Below are 17,672 nucleotides of genomic sequence, written 5' to 3'. Positions count from 1 at the left end.
GGTGAGCGATGGTTCTGGAACTGCTCACGCGCCCCGTGAGCGCCGCCGCCGGGATCGTGTCGGCCGGCCCGCGGCTGCTCGCGAGAGGCGCCGCTCCCGCGGTGGGTGTCGCCGCCGGGGCGGCGGCCGGCACGGCACGGGCCGGGGTCCGGAGCGCGGACGCCGCCGTACGTGTCGTACGGGTCGCCCGCAACGCGGTGCCGCTCACCCCGCATCCCTGGCGGGCCGGATCCCGGGCGCACCTCGCCCTGCGGCCCGCCGCACCGGACCGGGTACGGCGGGCGGGCGGCATGGAGCGTGCGGCGCGTCGGGTCGCCAAGGCCCTGGCCGAGCAGCCGGACGTGGCCCTCGCGTACTGGGACGGCGGACTGCGACGGCTCGTGGTGACCGCGAGCGAGGAGGCGTTGACCGACCGGGTCGTGGAGAAGGCGACGGAACTCGCGGCCCGGCACGGTCTGGCGCAGACCGACGAGGGGGTCGACGACCTCCCGCACCCGGCCGATCCCGCCGGGGTGCGGGCCGCGGCGACGGCGCTCGCGGTCGACGGGGCGGGCATCGCGGCCGCACTGGTCGGCTACGGTCTGCGGCTGCCGGTCTCGCCGCGGGTGGTGACCGCGCTGGTCACCATGGTGCGGGAGAACCCGCGCTTCCGCGGCTGGCTGCGGTCCCGGATCGGCCGTTCCCGCATGGACCTGGCGCTGGCCGTCGCGAACGCGGCAGCCCATGGCGCGGGCCGGACCCCGACGGCGCTGGTCCTCGACGGCGCGTTGCGTGGCCTTCAGCTCGCGGAGACCGTGGCCCGCACGGCTGCGTTCGACGCGGTCCATGACCAGGTCTGCGTGCCGGAGCGGGACAGCATCGCCACGGACCACTGTCCGCGCCCGCCGCTGCGGACCTCCCCGGCCCAGGAGTACGCCGAGAAGGCGGAGACCGGCAGCGTGCTCGGCGCCGCTGCCATGCTGCTGGTCAAGCACGACGGCACAGAGGCCGCGGAGGCGCTGCTGGCGGGCTCTCCCAAGGCAGCGCGCTACGGGCCCGCCGCCTTCCACGCCGTCCTGAGCGGCGCGCTGTCCCGCGCGGGCGTGCTGGTGCGGGACCCGGAACGGCTGCGGCAGCTGGAGATGGCCGACACGGTCGTCCTGCATCCGAGCGCGCTGCGGGACCCGGAAGCGGGCGCCGACCCATGGGCCGAGGCCGTACTTGACGCGGCACGACGGGCCCGGCTGCGGGTCGTGATGGTGGACGACCCGGCCCTGGCCGACTTCACGAGCCTCGTCGACCAGGTGGCGAGCGCCGAGCGGCCGCTCGCCGAGGTGGTGAACACGCTGCACGACGAGGGCGCCGTCGTCGTCACGGTCGCCCGGCCGACGGCGTCCGCCGAGGACGTCCTGACCGGGCTGCTCGCCGGAGACCTGGCCCTTTCTGTCAGCGACGGCGACAGTGCCGTCCTGTGGGGCGCGGACGTGCTGGCCCTGCACGGCCTCGTCGACGTGTGGCGGCTGCTGACCGCGGTCCCGGCCGCACGCGCGGTGGGCCGCAGGTCGCAGACACTCGCACGGTCCGGCGCCACGCTGTCCGGGCTTCTCGTGGCCATCGGCGAATCCCGGCGCGGACGCCCCACCCCCTGGCCGGGCCTGCGGCACACACCGGTCGACGCGAGCGCGGCCTGGGCCCTGCTGAGCGGAGCGCGAGCGGCCCTCGGTGTGGCAGCGGCCCGCGCGCCGCACCCCCGGCCGCGCGTGGCCTGGCACGAACTGCGGCCGGCCGAGGTGCGCGACCGGCTGGAGCAGGAGACGGACCCGGAGCCGACCTTCGCCGAGCAGCTCACGGACCGGGCCCGCACCGCGATCCGTACTCTGGGCCGGCAGCCCGTGCTGGCGCCGGTCCGCGGGCCCCTGCAGCTCGCCCGGGCCGTGCGCCGCGAACTCGACGATCCGCTGACTCCGGTGCTGGCGGTCGGCTCGGCCGCCGAGGCCATCCTCGGCTCCGTCGTGGACGCCCTGCTGGTGGTCGGCGCGCTCGATCTGAACGCCCTCGTCGGCGGCGTCCAGCGGTTGCGGGCCGAGCGGGCCCTGTCCAAGCTGCTGGCCGAGCAGAAACCGAAGGCACGCGTCACGGAGGAGGAGACGCCGGCCGAACCGCACCTCGTCGACGCCGCCAAGCTCACGCCCGGTGACGTGATCGAGCTCCGGGCCGACGACGTCGTACCCGCCGATGCCCGCCTCCTGTGGGCGGACGGCCTGGAGGTGGACGAGTCCGCTCTCACAGGAGAGTCACTGCCGACCGACAAGGGCACCGATCCGACACCGCACGCCGCCGTGCCGGACCGGCACTGCATGGTGTTCGAGGGCACCACCCTGGTGGCCGGACGGGCCCGGGCCGTCGTGGTGGACACCGGCGACCGGACCGAGGCCGCCCGTGCCGTCCACCTCGCCGCCCGTACGCCGCCGGCCGGCGGGATGCAGGCCAGGCTGCGGGAACTCACCGGCAAGGAGCTGCCGTTGACGCTGGCGGGCGGGGCTGCGGTGACCGGACTCTCGCTGCTGCGCGGCACGCCCATCCGCCGTGCGGTGAGCGGCGGCGTGGCGGTGGCCGTGGCAGCGGTCCCCGAAGGGCTGCCGCTGGTCGCGACCGTGGCGCAGATGGCTGCCGCCCGCCGGCTGAGCAGCCGCGGGGTTCTCGTCCGCACTCCGCGGACCCTGGAGGCACTGGGCCGGATGGACACCGTCTGTTTCGACAAGACGGGCACCCTCACCGAGAACCGACTGCGCCTGGTGCGGGTGAGCGACGCGGGTGGCACGGTCCATGCGCCGGACGACCAGGCGGCCGACACCACGCTGCGGACCGCGGCCCGCGCGTGTCCCCGGCTGAACGGCGGCACCGAACGGCCCGTGCACGCCACCGACGAGGCCGTCCTGGACGCGGCCGCCCCGGACCCGCAGTGGACCCAGACAGCGGGGCTGCCCTTCGAGGCCGGCCGCGGATATGCCGCCGCCGTCGGCCGGGCGGAGGACGGCGCCCCCCAGCTCGTCGTCAAGGGTGCCCCCGAGACCGTGCTCCTCGCCTGCCCCGGCCTGTCCCCGGAGGCGTCGGAGGCGGCGCAGGCCCTGGCCCGCGACGGACTGCGCGTACTGGCGGTGGCCCGGCGCCCCCTGGACAGCGCGGACAAGGCGCCGGAGATCATCGAACGGCCCCTTCAGGACCTGGAGTTCACCGGGCTGCTCGCGTTCGCCGACGTACCGCGCGACACCTCCACCGCCCTTGTCCAGGGCTTGCGGGCGGCAGGCGTACGCCCCATCGTGCTGACCGGCGACCACCCGCAGACCGCCCGGGCCATCGCCGCCGACCTGGGCTGGCCGGCGGACACCGGCGTGGTCACGGGCGACGAACTCGCGTCCGCGGACCGGGAGGCGCGCGCCCGGATGCTGCGCGACATGGGGGTCGTGGCCCGGGTCGCGCCCGAACAGAAGCTCCAGGTCGTCGAGGCGCTGCGGGACGCGGGCCGGGTGGTCGGGATGGTCGGCGACGGCGCCAACGACGCCGCGGCCATCCGCGCCGCCGACATCGGCGTGGGCATCAGCGCCCGCGGCTCGGCGGCCGCCCGCAACGCGGCCGACCTCGTCCTCACCGTCGACGACCTCACGGTTCTGATCGAGGCGGTCGCCGAAGGACGGGCCCTGTGGCACAGCGTCGCCGACGCCACCACCATCCTGATCGGCGGCAACGCGGGCGAGGTGGGCTTCGGCATCCTGGGCACCCTCCTGTCGGGCGCGGCACCCCTGTCCACCCGTCAGATGCTGCTGGTGAACCTGCTCACGGACCTGTTCCCGGCGATGGCGGTGTCGGTGACACCGCAAGCGGCGGGGGACCAGCAGCCCGACTCGCCGGACGGCGCGAACGGCGCCGAAGGGACCGAGCCGCTGGGCACCTCACTCCTCGGCGCCCCCCTGATGCGCAAGATCCGCCACCGTGCCCTCACCACCACCCTGGGCGCGACCACGGCCTGGCTGTTCGGCCGCTTCACACCGGGCACGGCCCGCCGCTCCGCCACGATGGCGCTGTGCGCCCTCGTCGGCACCCAGCTCGCCCAGACACTGGCCGACCGCCGCAACAGCCCGCTGGTGGCCGCCACCGCTCTCGGCTCGGCGGCCGCCCTGTTCGCCGTGGTGGAGACCCCGGGCCTCAGCCGGCTCTTCGGCTGCACCCCGCTCGGGCCGCTCGCCTGGACCGGTGTCGCCGCGGCGATCGCGGTCGCGGTGGCCGGACAGCGGGCGGTGCCGCACGTGGAGCGGGCCGTGCTCCGCCATGTGCCTCCCGGGATGCGGTGAGGGCGTTCAGACGGACCGGTGGTACTGGTCGGGCACGTGCACTTCACCGCCGAGCTCCCGCGCGGCGGCCCGTGCCCAGGACGGATTGCGCAGCAGTTCGCGCCCGAGCAGCACCGCGTCCGCCTCCCCGTTGGCGAGGATCTTCTCCGCCTGCTCGGCATCGGTGATGAGCCCGACAGCGGCGACCGGCATCGTCGTCTCGGCCTTCACCCGGGCGGCGAAGGGAACCTGGTAGCCGGGGCCGACCGGAATGCGGACGCCCGACGCGTTGCCGCCGGTGGACACGTCGACGAGGTCGATGCCGTGGGCGTGGAGGTCGGCGGCGAAGCGGACGGTGTCGTCGGCCGTCCAGCCCCCGTCCTCCAGCCAGTCGGTGGCCGAGATGCGGAAGAACAGCGGCTTGTCCTCCGGCCACACCTGCCGTACGGCGTCCACGACTTCGAGGGCGAAGCGGGTGCGGTTCTCGTAGGGACCGCCGTAGGCGTCGGTGCGGTGGTTGGAGTGCGGGGAGAGGAACTCGTTGATCAGGTAGCCGTGGGCGCCGTGGATCTCGGCGACCTCGAAACCGGCGGCCAGGGCCCGGCGTGCGGCGTCCGCGAACTGGCCCACGACCTCCTGGATCTGATCAGCGGTCAGCTCGGTCGGCACCAGGTGCTTGTCGTCGAAGGCGATCGCGCTCGGCGCGAGCGCCTGCCACCCGTGGGCGTCCGGGCCGACCGGCGCGCCGCCCTTCCAGGGCCGGTCGGTCGAGGCCTTGCGGCCGGCGTGTGCGAGCTGGATTCCCGGCACCGTGCCCTGCGAGACGAGGAAGCGCGTGATGCGGCGGAAGGCCTCGACCTGGGTGTCGTTCCAGATGCCGAGGTCGTACGGCGAGATACGGCCCTCGGGCGAGACGCCGGTGGCCTCGACGATGATCAGCCCGGTGCCGCCGGCCGCGCGGGCCGCGTAGTGCGCGAAGTGCCAGTCGTTCGGTGCGCCGGTCTCCGGGCCCTGAGGAGCGGCCGAGTACTGGCACATCGGGGGCATCCAGACCCGGTTCGGGATGGTCACCTCACGCAGGGTGAAGGGCTGGAAGAGGGCGCTCATGGGGAGCTGCTCCGTTCTCGCGGGACCGAAGGACGGTTCGTACGATAGGCATCGTAGTACGGCAGGTGTCAAACTACGATGCCTCTCGTACAATGACGGCGTGAGTACCCCCGCCCCTGCTGCCGCCGGCCGTGATCTGCCGCACCCCTCGCGTGCCGAGATCCGGCTGGAGGCCGTGCTGCACGCGCTCGCCGACCCGATGCGGCTGCAGATCGTGCGAGAGCTCGCCGCCGACGGCGACGAGCTCTCGTGTTCGCAGTTCGAGCTGCCGGTCACCAAGTCCACGTCCACGCACCACTTCCGCGTGCTGCGCGAGGCGGGGGTGGTCCGGCAGTGCTACCGGGGCACGGCCAAGATGAACGGCCTGCGCCGGGAGGACCTAGATGATCTCTTCCCGGGGCTGCTCGACAGCCTGCTCGCCGCCGCCGCTCGGCAGGCCGTCCGCCTCGGCGGCTGAAGTCGCCTTCGAGGGAAGGTGGTTGAAGAGCAGGTTCAGCGCGATCGCCGTCAGACAGCCCGCGCTGATGCCGCTGTTCATCACCGTCTGGAACCAGTCCGGGAACTTCGCGTAGACCGTCGGCACGCCGACCGGCAGCATGCCCACGGCCACCGACACCGCCACGACCGTGAGGTTGTGGTTGTCCTTGAAGTCCACCCGGGCGAGGGTCCTCAGGCCACTCGCGGCCACCGTCCCGAACATCACCAGTCCCGCCCCGCCCAGCACCGGCGCGGGTATCGCCGCTACCACGGCGCCCAGCTTGGGCAGCAGACCGAGCAGGACGAGGATGCCGCCCGCGGTGGCCACCACCCAGCGGCTGCGCACCCGGGTCATTCCGACGAGGCCCACGTTCTGCGCGTACGCCGTGTACGGGAAGGTGTTGAACACGCCACCGAGGACGGTCGACAGACCGTCGGCGCGCAGACCGTCCGCCAGCGAGTGCGGCTCGACCTTCCGTCCGGTCATCTCACCGACCGCGATCAGGTCACCGGTCGTCTCGGTCATCGTCACCAGCGCCACCACCAGCATCGAGATGATCGCCGACGCCTCGAACGTCGGCGCCCCGAAGTGGAACGGCGTGCTGATGCCCACCCAGTCGGCGTCCCCGACCCCGCCGAAGTCCGTGAACCCGAAGGGAACCGCCACCGCCAGCCCCACCGCGATGCCGATCAGCACCGCGATCCGGCTCAGGAACGCCGGCGCGAACCGCTGCACACCCAGCACCACCGCCAGTACGAATCCGGCCAGGGCCAGGTTCTTCGGCTCCCCGAAGTCCTTCGCACCGACGCCGCCCGCGGCCCAGTTGCCCGCGACCGGCAGCAACGACACCCCGATGATCAGGATGACGGTTCCGGTGACCAGCGGCGGGAAGAAACGCAACAGCCTGCCGAAGACCGGAGCGAGCAGCACGATCGCGAGCCCCGCGACGATCACCGAGCCGTAGATCGCAGGCAGTCCGCCGCCCGTCGTCCCGATGAGCACCATCGGTGACACGGCCGCGAACGTACAGCCCTGCATGATCGGCAGCCGCGCCCCGAAGCGCCAGAAGCCCACGCACTGGATGAGCGTCGCGATGCCGCACACCAGCAGATCGGCGGTGATCAGATACGCCAGGTCCGCGGGCGACAGCTTCATCGCACCGCCCACGATCAGCGGCACCGCCACCGCGCCCGCATACATCGCGAGCACGTGCTGCAGCCCGAAGGCGGCCAACTGCCGTACGGGCGGGACCTCGTCGACGGGATGGACGGGGGTGGTCGTGGCCATGGGCACTCCAGAGCGGCGGCGGGGGAGGGGGACATCCGAACAGGACGAGACCGTAGGCGACTTGAACAGTTTGTTGATTGCCGGGTTGTTGCCGATGTGTGTCCTGCCCACCCGACGCCGTTCGACTCTGCTACGACGCCTGCTGCGAGCCCGCCGCCCGTGCCGCCGCCAGCAGCGACTCCCAGTCCGCCAGCTTGACGACACTGCGCCCGAGGGAGGCCCCGAGGGCGGCCTCGGCCTGCTCGATGGCCTGCCAACCCGCCCACGACACCGGTTCGATCCCCTCCGCGCGCAGCGCCGCCACCGGATCCTCCGGAACCTCCTTGCGTACGAGCACGGGGGCGTCCTCGAGCAGCGACAGCACCGTCTCCTTGGCGCACGGACGGTTGGTGCCGATGACGCCCGTCGGGCCGCGCTTGATCCAGCCGGCCACGTACTCGCCCGGCGCGACCACGCCCGCGCGCAGAACGCGTCCGGCCAGATGCGGCACGGTGCCGCTCGCCGCGTCGAACGGCAGCCCCTCCAGTGGCACCCCGCGATAGCCCACCGAACGCAGCACCAGCTGCGCCTCGATGTCCTCATGGCGTCCCGTGCCCGTCACGCCGCCCTGCCCGTCGGGCTCCGTCCGCTCGAAGCGCACCGCCCCCACACGCCCGCCGTCGGCGAGCAGTTCGACCGGGCGCAGGAAGAAGCGCAGCCGGATGCGGCGCGGGGCGTCCTGGGGCGGCGCCTGGGCCCAGTCGCGCAGCACGTCCACGTTGCGGCGCTGGACCGCCGGCAGCGCGGCGGGATCCGCGTAACCCGGATCCAGCTCCAACTCCGCAGGATCCACGGAGAGTTCGGTGTCCGGGAGGCTGCCCAGCTCGCGCAGTTCCTTGGTCGTGAAGCGGGCCTGGGAGGGGCCGCGGCGGCCCACCATGTGGATGTCGCTCACCCGGCTGGCGGCCAGCGAGCTGAGCGCCGCCTGCGGCATGTCGGTCGGGCTCAGCTCTGCCGGACCCCGGGCCAGCATCCGCGTGACGTCCACTGCGACGTTTCCCAGGCCGATGACCACGGCCGACCGGGCGTCGCGTACGAAACCGTCGTCGGCGGAGTCCGGATGGGCGCTGTACCAGGACACGAACTCCGTCGCCGACCAGCTGCCCGGCAGGTCCTCGCCCGGGATGCCCAGATGGCGGTCGGTGGCGGCACCCACGCAGAACACGACCGCGTGGTACAGCTCGCGCAGCCGGGCGGCGGGCAGCCCGCCGGGGCCGACCTGGATGCCGCCGAGGAACCGCACCCGCTCGTGCTCCAGCACGGTCCGCAGGTTGTTCTGCAGCGACTTGATCTTCTCGTGGTCCGGTGCGACGCCGTAGCGCACCAGGCCGTAGGGGCACGGCAGCCTGTCCAGGACGTCGACGAGCACCCCGGAGTCCAGCTGGACGAGGTTCTGGGCGGTGTAGACCCCGCTCGGCCCGGAACCGACGACGGCGACACGCAACACGGCGGAGCTCCTTACGAGAGGAGATCGCTGACGGCTCCAGCATCGCACCGCCGGTGCTCCGCTGACAGGGTGCAGGCGCGGTACCGACGTGCGTGTCCACCCTCGCTGAATGTGATCAAGTGGTTACGTTCCGCGTGTGCTAGACGCATCCTTTCTTAATCTTTCTGATCGTTGTCCGACGGACGGCACGGTGTCCGTATGGCCCGCGTGGGAAGTGCGGGAGGACGAGCGCGCCACCTCGTGGTTCACCGTCCGGCTTGCGTTCACCGACGGTGCCCGGATCGACGCGCTCGCCATGGTCTGCGAGGGCTGTGCCTCGCTGGAGGAGGTCCGCTCCCAGCCGGCCCTGTCCCTTCACGACCTCGCGGAACTCGCCGAGTGGATCGAGGAGCCGCTCTTCGAGGCGTGCGGCCCCGGGGTGGATCCGGCCGCCGGGGGCGACGGACCCGTGGTCCCCCGGCGGGCCCGCCCCGCCTGGCCCCCGGGCGTCGAGGGCCGCTGGCTCGTCGCCAAGGAGTACCGCGCGGCACAGGAAGGGGGCTTCGACCCCGTTCTTGCGGTGATGTGCGCGACCGGCCACAGTCGCCGCAAGTCACTCAGACTGATCTCGCAGGCGCGCGACTCGGGATTTCTGTCTCCTCGTCACGCGCGCCGCTGACCGGACTGGGCCCCGGGCTCCTCACCGGTCGCGAAGAACCGCGAAAGATCCTTCTCGTACGTCGCGCCGGAGGCCGCCCCGGCATCCGGCGGCACGCCCATCTCCCAGTCGAGCCGGTAGCGCTGGAACAGCTCGGCCCGCAGGGGCGTGATCGGCATCGGCACGTTCGGCAGCACCATCGCGTAGACGGCACCCATCAGCTGGGATCGCAGCATGGGGTAGTCCACGTCGACGTCCTGCGACCCGTTCCGGGCGACGACGTCCCGCAGCACTTCGGCGAGGCGCTGCTGCTCCGGGCACTGCACGAAGCCCTCAGCCTGCAGCAGCCCGGCCATGTGCTGGCGCATCAGCACGGGCCGGTCCCGGGCCAGACGCAGAATCGCGTCGATGGCCCGCGCCATCCGCTCCCGGCCGTCCTCGGTGTGCGGCTCGCGCTCCACCGCCTCCTCCAGCGTGCGATGCATCAGCCGGTGCACCGCGGACTGCACGAGCTGGCGTTTTCCCGGGAAGTAGTACGACACGAGGCCGCGCGCGGACCCCGCTCTGTCGGCGATGTCGCCCAGCGTCGTCGCCTCGTAGCCGTGCTCGCCGACGAGTTCGACGGCCGCCTGCAGGAGCCGCTCCCGGGAACGTCTCCGCAACTCTTCATTGACCGAGGCGCTGCGCGGGGACATGCTGTAACTCCTGCGTTGACTGGCTGCCAGCCAACTATACTCAGAACGTCCTGATCGGAGCTCCATAGGGGCTGGTCAGGGCTGCCGTCTGCTTCGGGCGACGCGGGGGATCGTCCGAGGCGGGCGGCCTCCTCGCCCTGAAGGTGTCCTCAGGCTACTTTCCGGGCCGGCGCGCGTGTACTGGAGGTCCGGGACATGGGACAGGACCGGCTGATCCTGGCCAGGATCACGCAGATGGTCGAGGACGAGCGCAGGCTCCGCGAGTCCCTCGCGTCCGGCGAGATCGACAGCGTGACGGAACACGAGCGACTCGGCGTGCTGGAACGCGAACTGGACCAGTGCTGGGACCTGTTGCGGCAGCGTCGCGCGAAGGCCGAGTTCGGGGAGAATCCGGACGACGCGCAGGTGCGTCCGTCCTCGCAGGTGGAGGGTTATCAGGGCTGACCGGGCGGCCCGGCGTTCAGCCTGCCAGCTCCAGTACCGGCCGCAGCCCGTCCGGCCGCTCGGCCGCCGGCAGATGGTCCACCAGGTGCACCCGGCAGCCCAGAGCCGCCGCGCCGCCGTCCGCCCGCCGGTCGTCGCCGACCATCAGGGTCTCGCGCGGATCGGCCTCCAGCGCCTCGCAGGCCACCGCGAACAGCCGTGGGTCGGGCTTCTGGATGCCGTGCTCGTACGACAGGACGTAGGTGTCCACGTACCGGTCGAGACCGTGCTCGCGGAAGACCGGACGCAGATCCCAGCCGATGTTGCTGACCACACCGATGCCGATCCCGCGCTCGCACAGCGCGCGCAGCACCTCGGCTGCGTCGGGGTACGGGGTCCACGCGGCCGGCGTCTTGTGCCGGTCGTACAGCGCGTCGTGCAAACCCGGGTCGGGGAGCGGTACTTGGCGGGAGAGCCCGGTGTAGGCGGCCCGGTGCAGTTCGGCGCTCTGGTCCCGGATCCGCCACACCTCGGCGAGTTCCTCGGGCAGTTGCGCCGGATTCGCACCGCCGGGCAGGGCCCCCGCCAGGTGCAGCGCCTTTGCCGCCTGCGTCAACTCCGGCTCCGGCAGCGTGATTTCGGCGTCGTCCAGCACGGCACGCAGCCAGGACGCGGTGGACTCGATGCGGAAGAGGGTGCCGGAGAAGTCGAACAGGACAGCCGTCATGAGTGGATCTTACGTTGGTGGACCACCACGGCCAGCGCCACCAGCATCGCCCCCAGGAGCCAGCCGCCCACCACGTCGGAGGGCCAGTGCACGCCCAGCCATATGCGCGTGAGGCCCACCCCGAGCACGGAGACCACCCCCACGGCCAGCGCCGTACGCCACACGGCGCGGCCGGGGCCGTAGCGGTGCAGGAGCCACAGCAGGAGGCCGCAGACGACTGTTGCGGTCATCGCATGACCCGAGGGGAAGGCCGCGTAACGCGCCGAGTCGACGGGGTCGTGCCAGACGGGGCGCGGACGGTCGACCGTGGCCTTGAGGGTCTGCTGCAGCAGGCCGGCCAGTGCGCAGGTGGCCGCCAGCCACAGTGCCGTCCACCATGCCGAGCGCCGCCACACCAGCCACACCACGGCGGCCGCGCACACCAGACGCATCGTCAAGGGGTCCCAGGCCCAGTCCGTCAGGATGCGGAAGGCGTGGGTGAGGCCGGATTCGTCGACGGCCCAGCGGTGGGTGGTGCGGGCGATGTCGCCGTCGACCGTGATCAACGGGTGCCACTTGACGGCGACCAGGGTGAGCAGCAGCGCGGAGCACAGAGTGAGCGCGGCCGCGGCGCGGGGGGCGGTGCGGTGGTCCGGCGGGCGGGGCGGGGAGTCGACGGGCGGGCGGTGCATGCATTGATCCTCGCCGACCGGCGGGGTGCAAGGCCAATGCCCCGGTCGATGCCGATGTTCCCCGGCGGAGTACGTGCCCCGCGTCAGAGCGTGATCAGCATCGCCACCATCGCGATCCCCATCGACAGCCGGCACGCCCGCGCCAGCTCCGGACGGTCGCCCCAGCCCACCGACCCGCCGCCGGCCGTGGCCACGACGGGCATCAGCCGGACGCCTGCCAGCAGCACGAATCCCGTGAAGTAGAGCAGCAGCACCCCTGTCACCAGCGGGACTCCGCCCGAACCCGCGTGCCCGGCATGGTGTCCCGGGGTGGCCGCCATCACGACCGCCATGTAGACCATGGCCGAGGTGCCCACCAGGTGGTGCAGGTGGTGCGCGTTCGTCCGCGCCGCCCACAGGGCGCGCAGCGCGGCGGCGCCGAAGACGGCCGCGTAGCCGGGCCAGGCCCATGCCGGCGGGCTGAATGCCGCTGCCGGCACGGCCATGGCGGCCATGCCGAAGCCCATGAGCGCCTCGCCGCCCGCGGACCGGCGCTGCTCCTCGACCGCGCTGCGCATCCGCAGCAGGCAGTAGGCCCCGGTCGCCGCGCACAGCGCGACCAGCAGCCAGCCGGGCGAAGCCGGTCCGTGCACGCGCACCTCCCCGCTCGACGGTGTCGACAGTCGGTGGTTGCCCGCAGCACGCGGCGCGCACGCAAGCGCAAGGATGTACACGGGGAGCATTCGAGGGAGCACGGCAGGTGAGCGGGTGTCGCGGTAATCTTTTACGGGTAAAACACCTGCTAAGCTCATACACCATGAACCGTGCGACCCCCGCCTCCGCCACCCCACGTGTCCGCCGTCTCCCGCTGGCGGGCGTGCTGCGTGTGGGCCGCCCCGCGGACATCTGGTTCAAGCCCGCGCTGAGCGTGGTCGCCTCGGTCGCCCCGCCCAATCTGGTGCTGCTGGCGCTCGGCAGGCTCGACCTGGCGATGTACACGATGGCCGGGTCGCTGTGCGCGCTGTATGCCCACAACCGCCCCTACGCCGCCCGGGCCCGCGCCCTGGCCTGGGTCGTCCTCGGCATGGTCGGCGGTCTCGCCGTCTCCCTGGTCGCTGCCTCGCTCACGGGCAGTGCCGTCCTGCTGGTCACGATCGGCGCGCTGCTGGCCGCCCTGCAGAAGGCGCTGTGCGACGCGACCCGCATCGGCCCGCCCGGCAACGTCGTCCTGACCTTCATCACCTCCGCGTCCCTCTTCGCCCCGCAGACCCTCGGCGAGGTCCCCGCCCACCTCGCGCTGGCGCTCGCCGCGGGCGGCTGGGCCTGGGTGGTCGGCATGGCCCCCGGGCTGCTGCGCCCGCACGGACCGGAGCGCCGGGCCACGGCGGCTGCCCTGAGGGCCGCGGCCGCATACGCCGTCACCCGCGGGACCGGCGACGGTCACGCCCGGGCCCGTGCCGCGGCGGCCGCCGCCGTCCAGGCCGCCTGGCAGCCGCTTCTGGCCGTCGGCGACGCCCGCACCCGGCGTGCCCTCGAACGCCTTGTCGTCCGCGCCGAAGTCGCCCTCGCCGTCCCCGCGGACACCGACCCCGAGCAGCTGAGCACCTGGGCCCGCGAGCTGACCGGGACCGGACCTGTCCCGCAGGTCCACGACCCGGCAGCCGCCGCCGAACTGCTCGGCGTGGACGCCGAACTCGCCGCTTCGCCCCGCCCGTTGTGGCATCGACTCGGCCCGCTCGCCCCCATCGCCGTACGCACCGCCCTGGGCTGCGCCCTCGCCGGCTACGCCTCTCTCGCCCTCGGCATCGGCCGCCCCTACTGGGCGCTGGTCACCGCCGCCTCCCTCTACCAGGCCAACCTCGCCCTCACCTGGAGCCGGGGCGTCCAGCGCGTCGTCGGCAACCTCGTCGGCGTCCTGCTCTTCGCCGCCGTCGTTCCGCTCGCCCACCTCGGCCCGGCGGCCCTCGTGCTGTGCTGCCTCGCCTTCAACTTCGGCGCCGAGGCCCTGATGGGCCGCAACTACTGGCTCGGCAGCGTCTGTGTGACCCCGATGGCCCTGCTCATCACCGAGTTCACCCGATTCCAGGAGCCGGGGCAGCTGATCACCGAGCGCGTCGTGGACACCCTCGTCGGCGCCCTGGTCGGCTTCCTCGCCGCTGTCGCCGTCACGAACCGCCGCGCAGGCAGCCGCGTCGAGCACGCCCTGGCCGCCGCCGAGCGCGCCCGCGAGCACACCGCCCGCCTGCTGGCCGAGCCCGCCCCCGCACCCGCCGACCTGGAGGCCGCCCGCCGCTCCCTCGCCGCTTCCCTGGCCGACCTGCGCGCCACCGTCGACGCCACGTCCGGCGAGTGGTGGCAGCGCGCCCTGCCCCAGGAGCGGGTCGTGCGCGCCGAGCAGGCCGGACACCGTACGCTCGCGGCGACGGCAAGAGTCTGTGGCTGACCCCCGGCCGGATCAGCGCACGTCGTCTGGCGCGTGCGATCGCAAGGCGCCGGAAGGCCCTCGTAGCGGAGCTACCAGGGCCTTCCGGCAACGCGGCGAGCGTGCGTGCCAGGCGGCGGGCGCCCGGCCGGGGGTCAGCCACAGGCTCTGAGAGACCAGGGACTGCACCGGAGCGCGAGAGCGGAGGGCGTACGGCCATGACGGCAGCGAACGGACGGCAGGCGGGGGCGACCAGGGGCGAGGACACCGTCTCCGCGGTCGTCCGGCAGTGGCAGGCCGTCCACCCCGACCTCGACACCGGCCCCATGGAGATCATCGGCCGCATCAACCGCTGCGCCGCCCTCCTCCAGCAGGCCGAGGACGCCCCGCTGCGCCGGGCCGGCCTCAGCCGCCCCGAGTTCGACCTGCTCGGCGCGCTGCGCCGCACCGGCCACGAGCTGACCCCCGGCGAACTGGCCCGCGAGACCTTCTCCTCGGGTGCCGCCGTCACCAAGCGCCTCAAGCAGCTCACCGAGCGCGGCCTGGTCGAGCGCCGCGGCGACACCCGCGACCGCCGCGTCGCCCACCTCCGCCTCACGGACGCCGGCCGCGAGCTCGTCGACGGCATCCTCCCCGAACAGCTGGCCTACGAGACCTCCGTACTGGCCGTCCTCGATCCACAGGGACAGGGTGAACTGGCCGGGCTGCTGGGCGAGCTGCTCGGCCGACTCGAGGGCCGCCTCGGCGCGCTGCGCGTCTGAACGGGCGCCTCCGGAACTTTCGGAGGCCGTGAGCCCGTTGACGTGATCGACACCGACTCCCTACGTTCGACCAGGCCGGTTCGGATCGGCGACTGGCGTACGACATGTCGAACGAAGGGCGATGCCGTGACAGCCGAAACGCTCACTGTCGACCTGGGCACGGAGACCGGCCCCTTCCACGGCGGCGCGAGCGGCACGCTCTACGGCCTGTACGGCGACGGCGTGCCCAGCCGTGCCGTCGTCGAGGGCATGTACGTCCGCACGGTCACCACCAAGGCGCAGGACGGCATCCAGCACCCCGGGGCCGACGCCCTGGAGATCCTGCCGTCCTTCGTCGCGGCGGGCGGCAAGGACGTCTACGTCTACCTGACCGACATCCACCGCGGCTTCCCCTACGAGTGGCCGGGCGCCACCGGCGAGGAACGGCTCACCGCCTACCTGGCGAGCATCCGCCGCCAGGTCGCCCAGGTGCAGACGTTGGGCGCCCTCAAGTCCCATGTCGTGTACGTGCCGTTCAACGAGCCCGAGGGCAACATGTTCGGCACGGGGGAGTGGAGCTACGACCAGGTCTCCTGGCGCACCGAGCCCGGCCCCTACTTCGCGGCCTGGCAGCAGGCGTACGACCTCATCAAGGGCCTGGACCCCGAGGCACGCATCGCCGGCCCGAACACCTGCATCCTCTACCCGGAGGTGCGCGGCTTCCTGGAGTTCGCGCGCGAGCACGGCGTGCTCCCCGACGTGATCACCTGGCACGAGCTGTCCTCGCCGGACGAGGTCCGCAGGAACGTCGCCAAGTACCGCGAGCTGGAGCGGGAGTTGGGCATCGGCCCGCTGCCGGTCAACCTCAACGAGTACGCGCACAACTACCATCTGTCCGTCCCCGGGCAGATGATCCAGTGGATCGCCGCGATCGAGGAGTCCAAGGTCGACGCCGACATGGCGTACTGGAACATCGCAGGCAACCTCAACGACTCGGCGGTCGAGGCCAACAAGGGCAACGGCCAGTGGTGGCTGTTCAACGCCTACGGGCAGCTGTCCGGCAACACCGTCCGCGTCATCGCACCGCACCCGAACGTCCAGTACACGCTGCAGGGCGTCGCCACCCTCGACCGGCTCAAACGCCAGGCCCGCGTGCTGTTCGGCGGCGCGGGCGGCGCCGCGGACCTCGTCATCGAAGGCATCGACCCGGACGTATTCGGTACGGCCGCCCATGTACGCCTCCAGGAGATCCCCTGGAGCGGTCAGGTCGGCGCGAGTGCCCAGCCGCTGCGGCTGCTCGACGCCGAACTGCCCGTCACGGACGGCCGGGTGACACTGCCCCTGACCGACCTCGACGAGATGTCCGCCTACCAGCTGATCCTGGCCCCCGGTGGCCACGGCGCCACGCTGCTGCCGCCCGCGGCGGGCCGGCGGCTGACCTACGAGGCCGAGGACGCCACGTACACGGGCGGCGGCTACGTCAAGCACGGACCCGAGGGATCCCCTTCCGACGTCGACAAGTTCGCGACCTCCGGCGGCCACCACATCGGCGGCCTGCGCACCGGCTCCGACGGCGTGCTCGCCTTCGACGTCGAGGCCCCGCAGGACGGCACGTACGACCTGCGGGTCTTTGCCAATTCCCACAACCTGGCCGACCTGGTGCGCGAGCACGGCCCCACCAACGTCTTCCTGCGCATCGACGGCAAGGACGCGCGCGAACTGCGGCTGCCGCTCGGCTACAAGTGGGCGGTGTGGGGCCACACCGACACCGAGGTCGAGCTGAGCGCCGGCCCGCACCGGATCACCCTCGCCGCGCAGGACCCCGACCTCGGCACGACCAAGGGGGACGCGGTCGTCGACAAGCTGGACCTCGTCCTGCGCGACGACCAGGAGGCCCTGTACGACGCCGAGTTCGCCACCCTCGACGCGGGCGCACGGGTCGGCTACGCCCACCTCGGCGCCTCCGGACCCGGCGCCGTCGTCCTCCCCCGAGGCGGCACCGTCACCTTCTGGGTGCACGCCGCCGACGACGGCGAGGCGACGGTCACCGTCGACCTGCTGGGCCCCGGCGAGGGCCTGCTCACGGTCAACGGCGAGGAGCTCGGACCCGTGCAGCGAGCCGCCGTCCCGCTCTTCCTGGCCGGCGGCATAAACAAGGTCACGGTCACCGGGACTTCGGACCGCCTGGTCGTGGACCGGCTGTGCGTCGCCCCCTCCCGTGGACTGCTGCCCACATGCGTAGCCGCAGCCGAGGAAGGCATCCTGACCGGCACCGCAAGGGTGACGGGACGCTCGTATGCCACCGGCGGCAAGGCGGTCGACGGCATCGGTGCCGGCCCCGGCAACGCGCTCACCCTGACGGTGACGGCCGAATGCGCCGGACGCCACGCGCTCACCATCCGCTACTCCAACGGCGAGCAGGCGCCCGCCACCCACTACAACCCCGACCCGGTCTGCCGCCACGCGGACATCTCCGTCAACGGCGCCGCCCCGCAGCGCGTCCTGTTCCCCACCACCTTCCACTTCAACAACTTCTGGAACCTCTCCGTCCCCGTCACCCTCGGCCAAGGCGCCAACACGCTCACCTTCTCCGCCGACGAACTCCCCGACTTCGACGGCCACACCAAAAACGCATACGGCCAGCGCTCGGCGTACGCCCCGGTCATCGACCAGGTGACGGTGACACCGCTGGCCCGGGGGGACCTATCGTGAC

The 17,672-nt window shown here is 72.9% G+C and carries 14 protein-coding genes; 7 read left to right on the top strand and 7 right to left on the bottom strand.

What is annotated here, in order from left to right; all coding sequences use genetic code 11:
* Positions 1 to 8: 8 nt before the first annotated feature.
* A complete protein-coding gene (locus EDD92_RS05980; protein ID WP_123963338.1) occupies positions 9 to 4,328 on the top strand; it encodes a cation-translocating P-type ATPase in 4,320 nt (1,439 codons plus the stop codon).
* A 6-nt stretch (positions 4,329 to 4,334) separates the two neighbouring features.
* On the opposite strand, the gene EDD92_RS05975 is transcribed toward EDD92_RS05980, so the two are convergent.
* Entirely contained in the window at positions 4,335 to 5,414 is a 1,080-nt protein-coding gene (locus EDD92_RS05975; protein WP_123963337.1) for an NADH:flavin oxidoreductase/NADH oxidase, read from the bottom strand.
* Between the two features lie 100 nt (positions 5,415 to 5,514).
* Between EDD92_RS05975 and EDD92_RS05970 the strand changes: the two genes are divergently transcribed.
* Positions 5,515 to 5,871, top strand: coding sequence for a helix-turn-helix transcriptional regulator (locus tag EDD92_RS05970; RefSeq protein ID WP_260326341.1), 357 nt, complete (start codon positions 5,515 to 5,517; stop codon positions 5,869 to 5,871).
* Here EDD92_RS05970 and EDD92_RS05965 read toward each other — a convergent pair.
* On the bottom strand, positions 5,794 to 7,179 hold the full coding sequence (locus EDD92_RS05965; protein WP_123963335.1) for a nucleobase:cation symporter-2 family protein: 1,386 nt from the start codon (positions 7,177 to 7,179) through the stop codon (positions 5,794 to 5,796). The two genes, EDD92_RS05970 and EDD92_RS05965, sit on opposite strands and share 78 nt — an antisense overlap.
* A gap of 130 nt (positions 7,180 to 7,309) precedes the next feature.
* Positions 7,310 to 8,665, bottom strand: coding sequence for an FAD-dependent oxidoreductase (locus EDD92_RS05960; RefSeq protein WP_123963334.1), 1,356 nt, complete (start codon positions 8,663 to 8,665; stop codon positions 7,310 to 7,312).
* Positions 8,666 to 8,855: 190 nt separating this feature from the next.
* On the opposite strand from EDD92_RS05960, the gene EDD92_RS05955 reads away from it, so the two are divergent.
* Positions 8,856 to 9,323 (top strand): DUF6214 family protein, encoded by a 468-nt coding sequence (locus EDD92_RS05955; protein ID WP_123963333.1) that lies wholly within the window; start codon positions 8,856 to 8,858, stop codon positions 9,321 to 9,323.
* Here EDD92_RS05955 and EDD92_RS05950 read toward each other — a convergent pair.
* Positions 9,308 to 9,997, bottom strand: coding sequence for a TetR/AcrR family transcriptional regulator (locus EDD92_RS05950; protein ID WP_123963332.1), 690 nt, complete (start codon positions 9,995 to 9,997; stop codon positions 9,308 to 9,310). The genes EDD92_RS05955 and EDD92_RS05950 overlap by 16 nt on opposite strands.
* Positions 9,998 to 10,192: 195 nt before the next feature.
* Between EDD92_RS05950 and EDD92_RS05945 the strand changes: the two genes are divergently transcribed.
* Positions 10,193 to 10,441 carry a DUF2630 family protein gene (locus EDD92_RS05945; protein ID WP_123963331.1) on the top strand — a complete coding sequence of 83 codons (249 nt, stop codon included), beginning with the start codon at positions 10,193 to 10,195 and terminating at the stop codon, positions 10,439 to 10,441.
* 16 nt (positions 10,442 to 10,457) lie between these two features.
* Here EDD92_RS05945 and EDD92_RS05940 read toward each other — a convergent pair whose 3' ends face one another.
* The 3 genes from EDD92_RS05940 to EDD92_RS05930 form a co-directional block, all read right to left on the bottom strand.
* A complete protein-coding gene (locus EDD92_RS05940; RefSeq protein WP_123963330.1) occupies positions 10,458 to 11,147 on the bottom strand; it encodes an HAD family hydrolase in 690 nt (229 codons plus the stop codon).
* The gene (locus EDD92_RS05935) at positions 11,144 to 11,818 is read right to left on the bottom strand and encodes a phosphatase PAP2 family protein (RefSeq protein ID WP_123963329.1); all 675 of its coding nucleotides are present in this window, start codon (positions 11,816 to 11,818) and stop codon (positions 11,144 to 11,146) included. Before EDD92_RS05935 ends, EDD92_RS05940 begins: the two co-directional genes overlap by 4 nt.
* 83 nt (positions 11,819 to 11,901) lie before the next feature.
* The gene (locus EDD92_RS05930; RefSeq protein ID WP_123963328.1) at positions 11,902 to 12,450 is read right to left on the bottom strand and encodes a DUF5134 domain-containing protein; all 549 of its coding nucleotides are present in this window, start codon (positions 12,448 to 12,450) and stop codon (positions 11,902 to 11,904) included.
* A gap of 164 nt (positions 12,451 to 12,614) precedes the next feature.
* Here EDD92_RS05930 and EDD92_RS05925 point away from each other — a divergent pair, with 164 nt between their 5' ends.
* The 3 genes from EDD92_RS05925 to EDD92_RS05915 all read left to right on the top strand — a co-directional run bounded on the left by EDD92_RS05925 (position 12,615) and on the right by EDD92_RS05915 (position 17,671).
* Complete coding sequence (locus EDD92_RS05925) at positions 12,615 to 14,240, top strand: FUSC family protein (protein WP_123963327.1); 1,626 nt, start codon at positions 12,615 to 12,617, stop codon at positions 14,238 to 14,240.
* 197 nt (positions 14,241 to 14,437) lie between these two features.
* Positions 14,438 to 14,980 (top strand): MarR family winged helix-turn-helix transcriptional regulator, encoded by a 543-nt coding sequence (locus tag EDD92_RS05920; protein ID WP_030931107.1) that lies wholly within the window; start codon positions 14,438 to 14,440, stop codon positions 14,978 to 14,980.
* 84 nt (positions 14,981 to 15,064) lie between these two features.
* Positions 15,065 to 17,671: a cellulosome protein gene (locus EDD92_RS05915; RefSeq protein ID WP_399185381.1), complete on the top strand. Its 2,607-nt coding sequence runs from the start codon at positions 15,065 to 15,067 to the stop codon at positions 17,669 to 17,671.
* The last annotated feature ends 1 nt before the right edge of the window (position 17,672 follow it).

The organism is Streptomyces sp. TLI_185 (assembly GCF_003814765.1).
Classification (GTDB): domain Bacteria; phylum Actinomycetota; class Actinomycetes; order Streptomycetales; family Streptomycetaceae; genus Streptomyces.
The sequence above is the reverse complement of the archived record's forward strand: the minus strand, read 5'-3'. Positions and strand labels throughout refer to the sequence as shown.